Origin of the sequence: Aminivibrio pyruvatiphilus (assembly GCF_004366815.1) — a bacterium.
GTDB lineage: Bacteria > Synergistota > Synergistia > Synergistales > Aminobacteriaceae > Aminivibrio > Aminivibrio pyruvatiphilus.
Map to the genome: position 1 here is coordinate 18993 of NZ_SORI01000006.1, position 14802 is coordinate 33794.

The window sequence follows — 14802 nt, forward strand, 5'->3', positions numbered from 1 at the left end:
ACTCCAACGGCAAGCCGGTCTACACCGACTCCGCCGTCTACAGGGCTCCCTACGACAAGGACAATCCTGACAGAGTGGGCACCGACGGCGGCAACACCCACGAATACTCCCTGGTGCCCGGCACCTATGACGTTCTCGTCAGGGACCACAACACAAAAGTCGAGCAGTGGATAAAGGATGTGGTCATCGAAGGCGGGAAGACCGTACGGAAGGAAGTCTCCTTCGCCCAGGGCAAGCTGATCCTCTCGGGCCTCGATTCCAACGGCAAGCCGGTCTACACCGACTCCGCCGTCTACAGGGCTCCCTACGACAAGGACAATCCTGACAGAGTGGGCACCGACGGCGGCAACACCCACGAATACTCCCTGGTGCCCGGCACCTATGACGTTCTCGTCAGGGACCACAACACAAAAGTCGAGCAGTGGATAAAGGATGTGGTCATCGAAGGCGGGAAGACCGTACGGAAGGAAGTCTCCTTCGCCCAGGGCAAGCTGATCCTCTCGGGCCTCGATTCCAACAGCAAGCCGGTCTACACAGACTCCTACGTCTACAGGGCTCCCTATGACAGGGACAACCCCGACGAAGCGGGGCGGGACGGCGGCAACAGCCACGAGTACTCCCTGGTACCCGGAACCTACGATGTCCTCGTCAGGGACCATAACACAAAAGTCGAGCAGTGGATCAAGGACGTGGTCATCGAAGGCGGGAAGACAGTCCGGAAGGAAGTCTCCTTCGCCCAGGGCAAGCTGATTCTCTCGGGCCTCGACTCCACCGGCAAGCCACTGTACACCGACTCCTACGTCTACAGGGCCCCCTATGACAGGGACAACCCCGACGAAGCGGGGCGGGACGGCGGCAACACCCACGAGTACTTCCTGGTCCCCGGAACCTACGATGTCCTCGTGGTCGACCATAACACCAGGATCGAACAGTGGGTAAAGGATGTGGTCATCGAGGGCGGAAAGACCGTCCGGAAGGAAGTGTCCTTTTCCCAGGGGACCGCCCGGCTGACGGCGAAGGGTTTTGAAGGAAAACCGGCCTATTTCTATGCCGAAGTCTTCACGTCCCCGGCGGAAGAAGGCGACGAGCCCGTTTTCTCCGACAGCGGGGATGGTGAGATTTCCTTTTCCATTGTCCCGGGAACCTACGACGTGAGGGCCAGGACCGAGGAGCCAAAGGCCGAATTGTGGAAAAAGGGTCTGGAGGTAAAAGCCGGAGCGAAAGCAGCCGCCTCCTTTGCCTTCTCAGCCGCAAGGGTCAGGATCGTGCCTCCCAAAAAGGGCAAGGACAGGATCTATATCTTCGTGGACGCATTCCCCCACCCGGCTGGAGAGAACGACGAGGCGACGGTCTCCGAAGCAGGGGCTGACCAGCATGTCCAGTTTTTCCTCGTTCCCGGCACCTACGATTTCAGGATCCGGGACGAAGAGGACAGGGAGACCTGGATGAGGGGGATCGAACTGGCTGAGAACGACAAATTCTCCAGGGAAGTGAAGTTCGAGGACTGATTTCCGAAGAGAACACGGGGGGCGCCTGTCTGGCGCCCCCCTTTTCTTTGACCGGAAACCTTTCCGTCAGGATTTCCCGTCCTTCCTGGCCAGCCGGGCGAGGAGGTCGCCCCCGGCCTGACACAGCTGCACCAGCAGAATGAGCACTGCCACGGTGGCGAACATGACGTCCAGGCGGAAGCGCTGGTAGCCGTACCTGATGGCCAGATCCCCGAGACCGCCGCCGCCCACGGCCCCGGCCATGGCCGAGAAGCCGATGAGACTCACCACCGAGAGGGTGAGGCCGGAGAGAATGGCCGGGAAAGCCTCGGGAAGGAGCACCTTCCGGATGACCTGCCATGACGTGGCGCCCATGGCCTGGGCCGCCTCCACCACCCCCCGGTCCACTTCCCTCAGGGCTCCCTCCACTACCCGACCGACAAAGGGTGCGGCGGCGATGGAGAGAGGAACGATGGCCGCGCCGGTGCCGATGGACGTTCCCGCGATCAGCCGCGTCACCGGGATCAGCAGCACCATGAGAATGATGAAGGGTGTCGACCTGGCGGCGTTGACCACCGCCGACAGCAGGCCGTTCAGCACCCGCCTCTCCAAGAGCCCTCCCCTGGACGTCACGTGAAGGATCACTCCCAGAGGAACTCCGGAAGCAAACGCTATGGCCGACGATGCCCCCACCATGAACAGGGTCTCCCCGAGAGCCTTAAACAGCAACGCTGATACCTGATCCCACATGGCCGATCACCTCCACTTTCAGATCAAGCGCCCGGAGATAGCCCAGCGCGCTGCTTTTGGCCCCTTCGTCCCCTGAAAGCCGGATCACCAGGGTGCCGCAGGGCACGTTCCGTATATGGCCGATCCTGGCTCCGAGGATGTTCACGTCCACGTCGAAGCGGCGGATCATCCCCGAGATTACGGGATCGGCGGCGATATCGCCGAAGAACTGAAGCTGCAGGACAGGGTCTCCCGTCCCCCGGACCCCCGGAGTGAAATCGAGCCCGGCGAAAGTCTCCGGCAATTCCACTCCCACCACGTCACGGAGCATGTCCAGGGTGGGCTCCCCGCGGGGGTCGGTGAAAATATCCAGCACGGTCCCCCGCTCGACGATACGCCCCTTGTCGATCACCGCCACGTCGGTGCAGATCTCCCGGATGACATTCATCTCGTGGGTGATCAGGACGATGGTGAGCCCGAGCCTGGTGTTGATGTCCCTAAGAAGGGACAGGATCGACCGGGTGGTGAGGGGATCCAGGGCGGACGTGGCCTCGTCGGAAAGAAGCACGTCCGGCCTGTTGGCCAGCGCCCTGGCGATTCCCACCCTCTGCTTCTGCCCGCCGGAGAGCTGGGAGGGATACCGCTCCCGCTTGTCGGCAAGGCCCACGAGATCGAGCAGCTCGTCAACCCTCGCCGCAATATCCTCCCTGCGCCATCCCGCCAGTTCGAGGGGAAAGGCCACGTTCCCGAAGACCGTGCGGCCCGACAGGAGGTTGAAGTTCTGAAAGATCATGCCGATCTTTTTCCGGGCCTGCCGGAGCTCCCCTTCGCCGAGGTCAGTGAGTTCCACCCCGCTCACTGACACGGAACCGGAGTCGGGACGCTCAAGGAGGTTCACGCACCGGACGAGGGTGCTCTTTCCGGCGCCGCTCCGGCCGATGATCCCGAAGATGGAGCTGTCGGGGATTTCAAGGTCAATATTGCTCAAAGCCTTCAACCGCTTTTCCCCGCTGCCGTAGGTTTTTGTCACGCCCTTCAGGAGAATGCCCATGTCCGGTCCTCCCCTACCAGGCGGGAATGAAGCCGCCCTTGTACCGCTCCAGCATGAACTTCGCAGTCTCCTCCGTCTGGTAGGCCTCCACGAGCTTTTTCACCAGGGGATTGTCCCTGTCCTCTTCCCGGACGGCGATCACGTTGGCGAAGGGGGAGATTTCGGCATCCTCGAGCAGAATCGCGTCCTTCAGGGGGGACAGGCCTGCCTCCACCGCGTAGTTCACGTTCACGGCGCCGATGTCCACGTCGTCCAGAACCCTGGGAAGCTGGGGAGCCTCGATCTCGATAAACCTGAGATTCTTCGGGTTTTCCACAATGTCAAGCACCGAGGCGGTATATCCCGTTCCTTCCCGAAGCTTTATAAACCCTTTCTGTTCCAGCAGTGCCAGGGCTCTGCCCACGTTTGCGGGATCATTGGGAACGGAGACCTTTGAACCTTCCTTCAGGTCGTCGATGTTCCCTATCTTTTTCGAGTAGAACCCCATGGGGCAGACCACGGTCTTGGCCACGGAGACGAGCCTGTATCCCCGGTCCCTGTTCTGGGTGTCGAGAAAGAGCTGGTGCTGGTAGGAGTTCGCGTCGAGATCCCCCTGGTCGAGGGCGGCATTGGGAGTGATGTAGTCGCTGAAGGGAAACACCCTGAGCTCCACGCCTTCGGTCTTCAGCCTCTCAGCCAGGGATTCCAGTATTTCGGCATGGGGCCCCGACGTCGCTCCGACCTTCAGGGGAGCGAGGGCGGCTTCCGACCCCGCGGCTGCGAAAACGGCTATGGCTGCTGCTGCGCAAATTGCTGCTATTCTTTTCATTCTCTTTCCTTCCTTTCGTCCTGAACTGATGCCTTCCGGACTCTTCCGTCCGGCCCAATTGTCCCCGTCCGCTTCTCTCATGTCGCTCATGCCGTCGTCATCGGCCACTGCATCCCCTCCCTTCCAAATAAAAAAACGGGACCCCCTCGAGCTGCGGGGATCCCGTTCCGGCAAAATCAGCGCACGATGTCAGCCGCCGACCCTCCCCGGAGGAGATCCGCCGTTGCCGCACATCATCATGGTGAACAGAGCGCAGAATCCGTTTCTGATGGAACCGGTCATGGGGATCCTCCTTTCCGTCGGGCCGGGCCCGGCAAAAATAAAAATGCCTCTTCCGGAATGAAGGAAGAGGCGTCGCTGGTTCATTCAGCCTCGATCATCTTCCAGGAAAACCTGCAGGAATTGGCACCGTTCAGCATTTCGCTGAGGTTGCCGCGGCTTCGCAGGGCCTGTCCCTCCGCCGCTCCGGATGAATCGATTCGGTATTAAGGTATGGCGGAGATTATAGGGTACCTCCGCCGGATCTGTCAACAGGCCGATTTCAAAAAACGGACGTTTTTTGCTTCCGCCCTCGCCGGAGAAGCATCAGCCCGAAGGGAACCAGCAGCAGGACCGCCGAAAGGGACGGAGCGCCGGTGGTGCATCCTCCCGATTCTTCCCCGGCTCCCAGCGCCTTGAGGCAGAAGTTTCCGCCCGGCACAACCCCGGTGAGGTCGGTCCAGGTCACGCCGTCGGCGCTGTAGAAGCTCTGCCCCGGAGCGGCGGAGGCTCCGTCGGAGTACCCCGCCACCGGAACTTCCACGGGGAGAGGGAACTCATAGGCCGGGGCGGTCACCTTCACTTCCGCGGAAAATCGTGTTCCCCGGGGGAGGTAGACCGGGGTTCCAAGGACGACGGTATGGTACCCCGGTTTTTCCAGCACACCCCGCTGCCCCCGAAGGGGCACGGACTCTCTATCCGCAGGAGTGGCTCCGGAGAGGATCGCCACAGTGATTTCATATTCCGTTCCGTAGTCGGGCACGTAAAAGGAAACCGCCTTCAGAGCCTGGTTCTCTTCCGCCGTGAAGATGTTGGCCATCCATGCAGGAGAGCCTGCCGCGGGCGTTTCGAGGGGAGAGACGGACCGGACCCATCCCAGGGGGTCGTACTGATGGATGATTCCGTATTCCCCCGCGGGCGAGGAGAGATAGACAATGCCGCTGTCGAGGCTCGTGTCCTCGTAGGACATGTAGAAATACCCATCCTCCCCGAAAGAGGTTCCCCAGCTGTTCCGGACAATCCACGCCCCGTCGCCTGACGGCTGGGCCGCAAATCGCTCCTTCGGGAAATAATCATCCCACCCGACGATGTTCACCGCATGGTTCGCACCCCGGGGACCGCTGTAGAAAAAGGCGCCGGTATCTTCGTTCCAGGTGTCTTCGTCGAAGTCGGCCATCATGCCGATGGACACCGCCCCCCGGGTCATAAGGGCGTGCTTGACCTCCTCAGCGGCGAGATGGGGGTAGCCATCCCTCCAGATTTCCACGGCCGGATAGGGCATATACAGAGCACTTGTGAGAAGTTTCTGCCGCGGGAGCCGGGGCTTTTCCGCCGGCAGTGGCCCGCCGTAGGGAAGATCCGTCTCGTTCACCGGACCGGTGCCTCTTGAGAGGACGGCCACGGCTTTCCAGTCGTCCCCTCCCTGGTCGAAGAGGGCGACTTCTTCGTCAAGGGTGAACGGAGGAAATCCTTCCGGGTTTTCTCTGTAAGCCCAGTACGCAAGGTGCCATTCGGAGAAATCCCGGGGTTCTCCGGGAAGAAGGGATGATTCCAGGGCCGCCAGGGCGGCGAAGGTCCAGCAGGTGCCGTAGGGATCCTGGTCCCGTACGGGAGACAGCTTTCCCTGTTCTCTGAGGTCGAACCTGGCGGGGAAGGGCGCGTCTTCCCTGAAGGTCCGGGCCGCGAGATGCCGGACAGTCTCTCCCCGGGCCCGGAGGTGGTCCAGATTCAGCGGTGACGGCCGTTTTCCCGCGGGACGCCTTTCCCCAGCGAAAAAAACGCTCCCCCGAAGCTCCGCTCCGCCGCCGCGGGGAAGAGCCCGGTCACGGAGAAAGGCGGGGTTAAGAGGGGCAAGGGACGGCCCTGCCGCAGGGGACGGCAGAGCGGCAGCGATGAACAGAAAAAGAGCGGCTGCCGCAAAAACGGCAGTTTTTTTCATGGGGGACACTTCCTTTCGCTGATGTTTTTCCGGGGCTCAGGCCCTCTCCTCGAACTCCTTCTGGTAGACCTTGCCGGACCCCATCATGACGCTGATGAAGTTCAGGGAGGGGATGTTCTCGCAGATGATCTTGATGATGGCGGCGATGATGGTGGAAATAAGGGCGCCCACCACGCCCCAGATGAGACTCCAGAAAAGCAGGGAAATGAGCACCACCACCGGGCTGAGATTCAGCCGGTCCCCCATGACTTTGGGGGTGATGAAGTTGCCGATAGTCACCTGGATGGTCAGGAGGACAAGAGAGGTGATGACCGCCGGCATGTAGCTAGGGTAAAACTGCACCAGAGCCACCAGGATCGGAGGGATGGAGGCCACGATGGACCCCACCGTGGGAATGAAATTCAGGATGAAGGCCAGCACGCCCCAGGTCACCGCAAAGTCCACCTGGAGGTATTCCAGGGCGAACCACACCAGGAAGCCCGTCACCGCACTGATGAGGGCCAGGGCGCTCAGGTACCGTCCGATCTGGAAGGAGATGGTGCCGAGGATGCGCTTCACCTTTTCCGCGTTGCTGGGAGAAAAGGCCTTCTGAAGCTTGTAGTCGAAATAGGGGGCGCCGAGGAGGAGAAACACGAGGAACACGATCACCATGACGAGCTTGGAAACGATGGTGACAAAGGACCCGGACAGCTCGATGAGATATCCCCGGGCGGTAACGCCCCAGTCGATGGACAGCCAGAAGTCGGGAGGAAGTTCGAGGTTGATCGTGAGGGTCTTCCCTATGTCAAGGAGACGGGCGTAGTATTTCGGGAACGCCTCGGTGAAGGTGAGAATCCTGGCGTTGAGAAAGAGAGCTCCGAGGAAGCAGACGCCGAAGAAAAGCGCAAGGACGGCGACGACGTTGAGAAAGTTCGGGATCTTGAGTCTCGACAGGAAGCGAACGACCGGGCCGAAGAGATAGGAGAGGAGCCATGCGATGATCAGCGGGATGAACACCGCCTGGGCGAAGTTTAGGACCAGCCCCGTGGCCACAATGGAGATGATGCCTATGAGACCGATGATAACCTGGAAGTTCCCCACAGTATCCACTCCCTTGATGAAAAGCCTTTTTCCGTATCCTATTTTACAGGATGAAAGGCATTTGGGAAGAAGGTTTTTTTCCGTTTCTTCGGAAAAATTGCACTTGTACGGGATAAAACAGGGTGACCCGGTCATCCAGAGACACAAGGGAAAGAGGAAGTGCCCGGCGGGCACTTCCTCTTTCCCTTGTCATTTTCCCGGCCGTTCCTACAGTCTCCGGTCGGCTTCTAGGACGGCCCGGGCAAGAATGTCAGCCCCCCGGGCAAGATCTTCCGGAGCCGTATACTCCTCTTTTGAGTGGCTGATACCGCCCGCGCTCGGCACGAAGATCATTCCCGCCCTCGTGATCCTGGCCATGGGGTTCGCGTCGTGGGATGCGCCGCTCGGCATACGGACCGAGGAGACTTTCGCCTCCTCACAGGCTGTTTCCACTGCCGTCTGGAGAAGGGGATCGAGCTCCACCGCCCCTTTCCTGACCACGGGCTCCATGAAAATGGAAACGTTCTTTCTTTTTTCGAGGAAGGAGCGGAATTTCGCCGCGATCTCGTCCATGACCGAATCCTTCAGGGAACGGATTTCGAGAAGAAAATCAGCTCTCCCCGGAACAATGGCCACAGCTCCGGGGTGGAGAGAGAAGACTCCCACGTTGCAGACGAAGTCATCCCTCGTATCCGTCCAGGCGAACCACTCGGAGAGCAGTTCCGCGGCCTCTCTCATGGCGTCCCTGCGCTCTTTCATGGGCGTGGTGCCCGCGTGGTTGGCCTCGCCTTCAAGGCGCACGGCGTACCTGCTGATGCCCACGATGCCCGTGGGAATGCCGACGGAGATGTTCCTCCGCTCGAGGTAGGGCCCCTGCTCGATGTGGAGCTCGAAGTAGCATGCGATCCGGCCGGGACCGGCCTTTGCGGAACGGACCCCTTCCGGCGTCAGCCCCACCCTGGCCAGCTTTTCGGCCGGCATGGGCTCCTCAAGCAGCCCCGCGAAGGCCCTGCTCCCGAAGGTGCCCCCCATCTCGCCGCCCTCTTCGCCAGTGAACCCGGCGACCACAAGGGGGTGCCGCAGGGGGAGGCTCTTTTCCCGGATGGTCCGGGCTGCCTCCAGGGCCGCCATCACGCCCAGGGGGCCGTCATACTTTCCTCCCCCGGGCACGGCATCCAGGTGGGAACCTGCATATATGGCAGGCAGGGAGGGATCGCTCCCATCCAGTGTTCCGAAAATGTTCCCGACCCCGTCAACAGTCACGGCGAGGCCGGCATCCTTCATCCGGTCCTCCACGAACTTCCTGGCTATCCCATAGGAAGGGGAAAAGGCGGGGCGATCCATGCCTTCCCCGTCCACCCAGCCTATCCGGCCGAGGTCTTCCAGATCCGCGAGAAAACGGTCCGGGGAGATGATCATGGGACTAGACCGTGGGGATCCCCAGCTCCTTGAGGATCCTTGCGATTTCTTTCCTCGTCTCCTCTCCGGCGGGAAGGATGGGCAGGCGGGGCAGTCCGCCCTTGAAGCCGACCATGTCCATGGCGGCCTTCATGCCGCCGATGCCGAAGCGGCTGGTGACAGCGGCGTTGAGGGGAAGGAGGGCGAGCTGCATTTTCCGGGCCTTCTCAAGATCGCCCTTCTCGAAGTTCTCCTGGATCTCGGCGCAATAGTCGGGAACTACGTTGGCCACCGCCAGGGTTCCGCCGACGCCGCCAAGCAGGAGGGTGGCGAGAAGATAGCTCCCGGAGCCGGCAAAGACCGAGAAACCTTCGGGAGCCTTCGCGAGCACTTCGGAGATCTGAACGATGTTGCCGCCGCTGTCCTTGATGCCGGTGATGTTCGGGTGGGCGGCGAGCTTCAGGGTCAGAGACGAGGGAACGTTCACCCCGGAGTTGCCGGGCATGTTGTAGATCATCACGGGGATGGGGGAGGCGTCGGCGAGCATGGTATAGAAATTCCCGAGGGCGGCTTCGTTCATGTCCTTCTTGTAGTAGTTGGGGGTCACCACCAGGGCCACGTCGGCACCCACGGCGGCGCATTCCTTCGTAAGCTGCAGGGTCTCCCTGAAGGACTCGCATCCCGTTCCGGCGATGACCATTTTTTCCGCCGGAAGGTGGTTTCTCGCTGTCTCCACGAGCTTTACCTTTTCCTCGTGGGACAGCAGGGTGAACTCGCCGTTGCTGCCGAGCACCACGAGACCGGACAGTTTCGTGGCGCCGAAAGCCACCGTGTTCTCTGCAAAGGTCGAATAATCCACCTCTCCGGAAGCGTCGAAGGCGGTGGCGATGGGGGCGAAAATTCCATGGACTTTTTTCATTTCGTTTCTCTCCTCGTCAAAAATATATGATATTCCGTATATGATACTTCAAAACCCGGCGAACCGAAAGATATCTCCCGGCACTTTGCTTCCTATCTGAAGAACTGCAGCGGCCAGAGCGACAGCATGGGAATGTAGGTGATCAGAAGGACCGCCGCGAGATTCCAGAGCATGAAGGGCACAGATCCCCGCAGTACTTTCTCGAAGGGGGTTTTGCAGATGTTGGACGCGACAAACAGGTCCACGCCCATGGGCGGTGTCGCCATGCCGAGGGCAAGGTTGGCCACCACGAAGGTTCCGAAATGAATGGGGTCCACGCCGATCTTCAGCGCCAGGGGAAGGAAGATGGGGCAGAAGATGAGGATGTTGGACAGCGTATCGATAAACATGCCGCCCACCAGGAAGACCGCGTTGAACAGGAGGAGGATAAGGAACTTGTTGGTGGTGAGCGAGAAAATGAGGTTCGAAATGAGGTTCGGCACGTCCTTCATGTGGAGAAGCTTCGCGAAGGCGCTCGCCGTGCCCATGAGGAAGATGCATGAGCCCGTGATGATGGCCGCTTCCACCATGGCGGTGCACAGCCCCTTCACCGTCAGCCCCCCCGTGGCGAAGCCGAGGACGATGGCGTAGGCCACGGCCACGATTCCCGCTTCTGTCGGAGTGAAAACCCCGGAGTAAATCCCGCCGAGAATGATGAGGGGCATGAGGAGGGCGGATTTCGCCTGCCAGACTCTCTTCAGGACCCAGCCGGCCCCCCCTCCGCGGGGCATGCCGGCATAGCCTTTTTTCCTGGAGATGAAATAGGCGGGTACCATGAGGAAAAGCCCCACGAGAATTCCCGGGAACAACCCCGCAATGAACAGGTCGGTGATGGAAACGCCGCTGTTCACGCCGTAGACGATCATGGGAACGCTCGGCGGGATGAGGACGCCTATTCCCCCGGCGCAGGCCACCAGGCCTCCGGAAAAACCGACGCCGTATCCCCTGGAGATCATGGCCGGCAGGATGATGGTGCCGATGGCGGCCACGGTGGCAGGTCCCGACCCGGACACGGCGCCGAAGAACATGCAGGCAACGATGGCCGCTATGCCCAGGCCTCCGGGAAAGTCGCCGGCCACGGCTTCGGCCAGGTCAGTGAGCTTTTTGGCGATTCCGCCGTGGGACATGAGGGTCCCGGCAAGAATGAAGAAAGGAAGGGCAAGGAGAGTGAAGGAGTCGGCAGTGACCACCATCCGCTGCCCCACGAAGAACATGACCCGGTCGAGTCCCCCGGGAATCCAGGGAATGAAGGCAAGGCAGCTGAATCCGATGGCGGCCGCTATGGGGATGCTCAGAAGCAGCGCGAGGAACATTCCTCCGAATACGGCGGTCAGCATTCCGGCATCCTCCTCATGACGAGAGCTCCGTCTCTTCCCTGCCGGGGAAGAGAACGGGCAGGATATCCTTCTGTACGATGCGGAAGGCCATCAGCAAAAACAGGACGGGGCCGAGGGCGAAGTAGGTCCACGTGGGCATGTCCATGGCTGCTGTGGTCTGCCCGCTTTCGTACTGCAGGCGGGTAATGTTGTAGGAGTATTTCACGACGAGAAGGGTAAAGCCCAGAAAGGCCGCCGAGGCGAAAAGCGACATCGCCTTTCCGAGCTTCGGGGGCAGGCTCATCGTGAGGATTTCCACTTTAACGTGCTGCCTTCGCTTTGCGCAGAGAGAGAAGCTCACGAGGCTCAGGGCGACGAAGAGAATCCGCATCAGCTCTTCCGACCAGGAGTGGACGAACCTGAGCAGATAGCGGGACATAACCTGCTCCATACCTATGAGCAGTATGGAGGAAAAAAGAACCACCGCGAGGGCTTCCTCGAAATACCGGTCCAAAAGGCTCAGAATTTTCACTGTCGGGCACCTCCGGTACAGATCGGGGGAGAGGGTCCCTCTCCCCCGGAATTAATGGCCTAGCTGTTGGGGGCCTCTTCGGGATAGGCCTCCTGGAACTTCATGATCTTCTCGTAGATGGCCATGTCGATATCCTTCTCGTGATCCTTGAGGACGGACTTGCTTGCCTCGCGGAATCCCTGCCGCTGCTCGGCGGTAAGCTCGATGACTTCCGGAGAGGGCGCGGCCTTGAACTCCTCCATGATTTTCTTGTTGTTCGCGAGAACGTTGTCCTGTTCCCATTTGCAGGTCTCGTCCACGGCCTTCTGAAGCACGGCCTTTTCTTCGTCGGAAAGCTTGTCCCATGACTTTTTCGACATGACGATCAGCATGGGGTCGAGAATGTGGCCGTCGGTGGTGATGTACTTCTGCACCGTGTGGAATCCCTGGGACTTGATGTTCTCGAAGGTGTTCTCACCGGCGTCGATCACGCCCTGCTGGAGGGAGGTGAACACCTCGCCGAAATCCATGGGAATGGGATTTGCCCCCATGGCCTTGAAAATGGCCATGCGGATGGGGGCGGGCTCGGTGCGGATCTTCACGCCCTTCAGGTCCTCGGGGGTCCGGATGGCGATATTGCTGTGGGTGTGCCGCCACCCCATGATGAAATAGCCGAGGGGCTTGATTCCCTTTTCTTCGAGGGGCTTTACCACTTCCATGGCGAGGTCGCTGTTCACGAAATCAAGGGCGGCCTTCTCGCTCTTGAAAAGGTAGGGGATGTCGTAGACCGTTACCGCCTTTGTAAAGGGAGCCAGAAGGCCCGTCGAGATGAGCCAAAAATCGGTGACCCCCTGCTGGATCTGTTCGATGCCTTCCCTGTTGTTTCCCAGGGCGGCCGCCCCCATGACCTGGACCTTCATTTTTCCGCCGGAATGCTTGTCAAGCAGCTCGGCGAATTTTTCACCTGCCTGGGCGAAGGTCACCAGGGGCTGCCCCGTGTGGCCCATAACGAATTCCCTCGCAAAGGACGCCGCGGGAAAGGATAGAACAAGCGCAGCCAGAAGAGCGCAGATACCCAACCGTTTCATCGTAGTCATCTTTCGTGTCGCCTCCCTTGTATTTTTGTGCTGTACCATGATCCATACTCCAGGAGAATCCTTTCTCTTTCCTCTGTCCCCCCCTTCCTGTTCAGGCCGTATTTCAGCGTTTGCCGAAGGTGTTGTCGTACCGCCTCTTTTTGCTGATGGAAACGCCGTACTTCACCAGCCCCGAAGCGATGATGAGGGCGCAGATGACGCCGTCCAGCACCGGGACTCCCAGTTCCTTCTCCATTCTCTTGTCGAGGCCGGCGAAACCGGCACAGCCGAGGACCAGCACTTCCGCCATGTCCTCCTCCACTGCCCGCCGCCCCGCCGCGATGAGCCGCTCCGCCTCGTCCGCCCCCTGCTCGATGATTGCGGGACGGACGGAAGCCATGTCCCTCGATAGGCCGTACTTGTCGACGAGGGCTTTCTTGTTTGGAACCGTTCGCTCCACGGGGGCAATCACGGAAAAGCTGTGCCCCAGCATGGTGGCCATTTTCATGGAGGCTTCCGCGATGCCCACCACCGGTTTGACGGTGATTTCCTTCATGAGGTCGATGTTCGGGTCGCCGTGGCAGGCGATAATAAACGCGTCGAAGCCGGCTTCGTTCTCCCGCAGAAGCCGGACCATTCCCGGGGCGGCCATGGCGTGATCCTCGTAGGTAGCGATGAAGGGCGAGGTTCCCGGCGTGGGAACCGTGACAACCTCCATATCCTCTCCGGCGAAGGCGGCGGCGTTCCGGTGGATCGCCCCGGTCATCTCCTCGCTGCTGTTGGGGTTGATGATGAGGATCCGGGGCTTCATGCGGTCCTCCCCGAACCCCAGCCGGGCAGCATCACTTTCCCCCAGCCCTCGGCGGAGTCGTCGATCACCCGGTTCTTCATGATGATCCTGCCCCGGACTATGGTGTGCAGGGGCTTCCCGACGAGGCGGAACCCGTTGTACATGGGGGACGTGTCCCTGGAGTGGGTCACGAAATCCTTGTTGTTCACCGTGTATTCGTTTTTCATGTCCGCGATGACGTAGTCGGCGTCCCCGCCTACCCGGATGGCACCCTTGCGGGGCCAGAGGCCGAAGACCCGGGCGGGATTCTCGCAGAGAAGCTCCACCATGCGCCTCATGGAAAGCTTGCCGTCCCGCACGGCGGTGAGCATGAGGGGCAGGGTCATCTCAATGCAGGCAGGGCCGGCGGCGGCGGTGAAAATGTCCTTCATTCCCTTCTCCTTCTCCGAGACGAGGAAGGGACCATGGTCGCTGCCGATGAAATCCACCGATCCGTCGTTGACATAATCCCAGAGCTTCTCCATGGACTCCCTGCTGCGGAGAGGCGGGTTCCCCTTCGCATAGGGGCCGTACTTGTCAATCATTTCTTCCGTGAGGAAAAGATAGTGGGGGCAGGTCTCCAGGTAGACGTCCATGCCGTCCAGCTTCGCCCGCTTCACCAGCTCCGCCGCCTCGGGGGTGGAGATGTGGGCGAAACTCACCCTGGTACCGGTTTCCTTCGCGAACATAAGGAGCTTGGCCACAGTCTCGATCTCCGTAATGGGAGGGCGGGACTTGTAGTGGTATTCGAAGCCCACCTTCCCCTCGGCGCGGAACTGCCGGATCAGACGCTGGATGATGTCGTTGTTCTCCGCGTGGATCGTCAGGATGAGCCCCGTCTTCGCAACAGCCCGGAAGCCGTCGAGCATCTCCCCGTCGTTTGCCATGGTGAGCCCGCGGAATTCCTCGTCCCGGCCTTCGGGTGCCTCGTGGAGGAACGTCTTGAAGGCCACGATCCCCTCTTTGGCCACCTTCTCCACTTCATCGGGGAACTCGGCGCCGGCGGCGCCGAAAAAGGCATAATCCACCAGTGCCTGGGGAGTGGCCACCCGGACCCTGTTCCTGAGTATTTCCGGAGAATAAGGAGGAGGAGACGAAATAGGGTGTTCCAGGAAGCAGGTCACGCCTCCCGCGGCAGCCGCCTTCGTTTCGGTGACGAAGGTTCCCCGCTCCCGGTGTCCCGGGTCCCGCACATGGACATGGGTATCCACTACCCCCGGCATCACCGGGTTGCCTTCGGCGTCGAGCACCGTTTCCGCTTCCGGAAGATACCTGTCTTCGCAGATCGCCACCGTCTTGCCGTCCTTTACCGCCACTCCGCCTTCAAAAAACTCTCCATTGACAAAAATCTGACCGTTTCGGATCACCAGATCGGCTTTCACA

The 14802-nt window shown here is 60.5% G+C and carries 13 protein-coding genes and 1 riboswitch; of the genes, 1 reads left to right on the top strand and 12 read right to left on the bottom strand.

Translation table 11 applies throughout. From position 1 onward, the window contains the following. Nucleotides 1-1508, top strand: a 1508-nt coding sequence (locus C8D99_RS15165; protein ID WP_166670036.1) for a hypothetical protein, incomplete at its 5' end; no start/stop codon positions are given. A gap of 66 nt (nucleotides 1509-1574) precedes the next feature. Here C8D99_RS15165 and C8D99_RS05975 read toward each other — a convergent pair. The 12 genes from C8D99_RS05975 to allB form a co-directional block, all read right to left on the bottom strand. Beyond that, nucleotides 1575-2237, bottom strand: a complete 663-nt coding sequence (locus C8D99_RS05975; protein WP_133957221.1) for a methionine ABC transporter permease — start codon at nucleotides 2235-2237, stop codon at nucleotides 1575-1577. Continuing rightward, the gene (locus tag C8D99_RS05980) at nucleotides 2206-3267 is read right to left on the bottom strand and encodes a methionine ABC transporter ATP-binding protein (protein ID WP_133957222.1); all 1062 of its coding nucleotides are present in this window, start codon (nucleotides 3265-3267) and stop codon (nucleotides 2206-2208) included. The genes C8D99_RS05975 and C8D99_RS05980 overlap by 32 nt, the downstream gene beginning before the upstream one ends. A gap of 13 nt (nucleotides 3268-3280) precedes the next feature. Further along, nucleotides 3281-4183 carry a MetQ/NlpA family ABC transporter substrate-binding protein gene (locus C8D99_RS05985; protein ID WP_243833849.1) on the bottom strand — a complete coding sequence of 301 codons (903 nt, stop codon included), beginning with the start codon at nucleotides 4181-4183 and terminating at the stop codon, nucleotides 3281-3283. 265 nt (nucleotides 4184-4448) lie between these two features. Further along, a riboswitch (SAM riboswitch) is annotated at nucleotides 4449-4551 on the bottom strand. 65 nt (nucleotides 4552-4616) lie between these two features. Beyond that, entirely contained in the window at nucleotides 4617-6272 is a 1656-nt protein-coding gene (locus tag C8D99_RS05990) for a C1 family peptidase (protein WP_133957223.1), read from the bottom strand. A gap of 36 nt (nucleotides 6273-6308) precedes the next feature. After that, nucleotides 6309-7361 carry an AI-2E family transporter gene (locus C8D99_RS05995; protein ID WP_243833850.1) on the bottom strand — a complete coding sequence of 351 codons (1053 nt, stop codon included), beginning with the start codon at nucleotides 7359-7361 and terminating at the stop codon, nucleotides 6309-6311. A gap of 198 nt (nucleotides 7362-7559) precedes the next feature. Beyond that, nucleotides 7560-8750 carry a M20 family metallo-hydrolase gene (locus C8D99_RS06000; protein WP_133957224.1) on the bottom strand — a complete coding sequence of 397 codons (1191 nt, stop codon included), beginning with the start codon at nucleotides 8748-8750 and terminating at the stop codon, nucleotides 7560-7562. Between the two features lie 4 nt (nucleotides 8751-8754). Continuing rightward, a complete protein-coding gene (locus C8D99_RS06005; RefSeq protein ID WP_133957225.1) occupies nucleotides 8755-9648 on the bottom strand; it encodes a dihydrodipicolinate synthase family protein in 894 nt (297 codons plus the stop codon). Nucleotides 9649-9740: 92 nt separating this feature from the next. Continuing rightward, a complete protein-coding gene (locus C8D99_RS06010; protein ID WP_133957226.1) occupies nucleotides 9741-11024 on the bottom strand; it encodes a TRAP transporter large permease in 1284 nt (427 codons plus the stop codon). 13 nt (nucleotides 11025-11037) lie between these two features. Continuing rightward, complete coding sequence (locus C8D99_RS06015) at nucleotides 11038-11535, bottom strand: TRAP transporter small permease (RefSeq protein ID WP_133957227.1); 498 nt, start codon at nucleotides 11533-11535, stop codon at nucleotides 11038-11040. A 59-nt stretch (nucleotides 11536-11594) separates the two neighbouring features. After that, the gene (locus C8D99_RS06020) at nucleotides 11595-12611 is read right to left on the bottom strand and encodes a DctP family TRAP transporter solute-binding subunit (protein ID WP_166670037.1); all 1017 of its coding nucleotides are present in this window, start codon (nucleotides 12609-12611) and stop codon (nucleotides 11595-11597) included. Between the two features lie 103 nt (nucleotides 12612-12714). Beyond that, a complete protein-coding gene (locus C8D99_RS06025) occupies nucleotides 12715-13401 on the bottom strand; it encodes an aspartate/glutamate racemase family protein (protein ID WP_133957229.1) in 687 nt (228 codons plus the stop codon). Beyond that, on the bottom strand, nucleotides 13398-14801 hold the full coding sequence (allB, locus tag C8D99_RS06030) for an allantoinase AllB (protein ID WP_133957230.1): 1404 nt from the start codon (nucleotides 14799-14801) through the stop codon (nucleotides 13398-13400). The genes C8D99_RS06025 and allB overlap by 4 nt, the downstream gene beginning before the upstream one ends. Between the last annotated feature and the right edge of the window lies 1 nt (nucleotide 14802).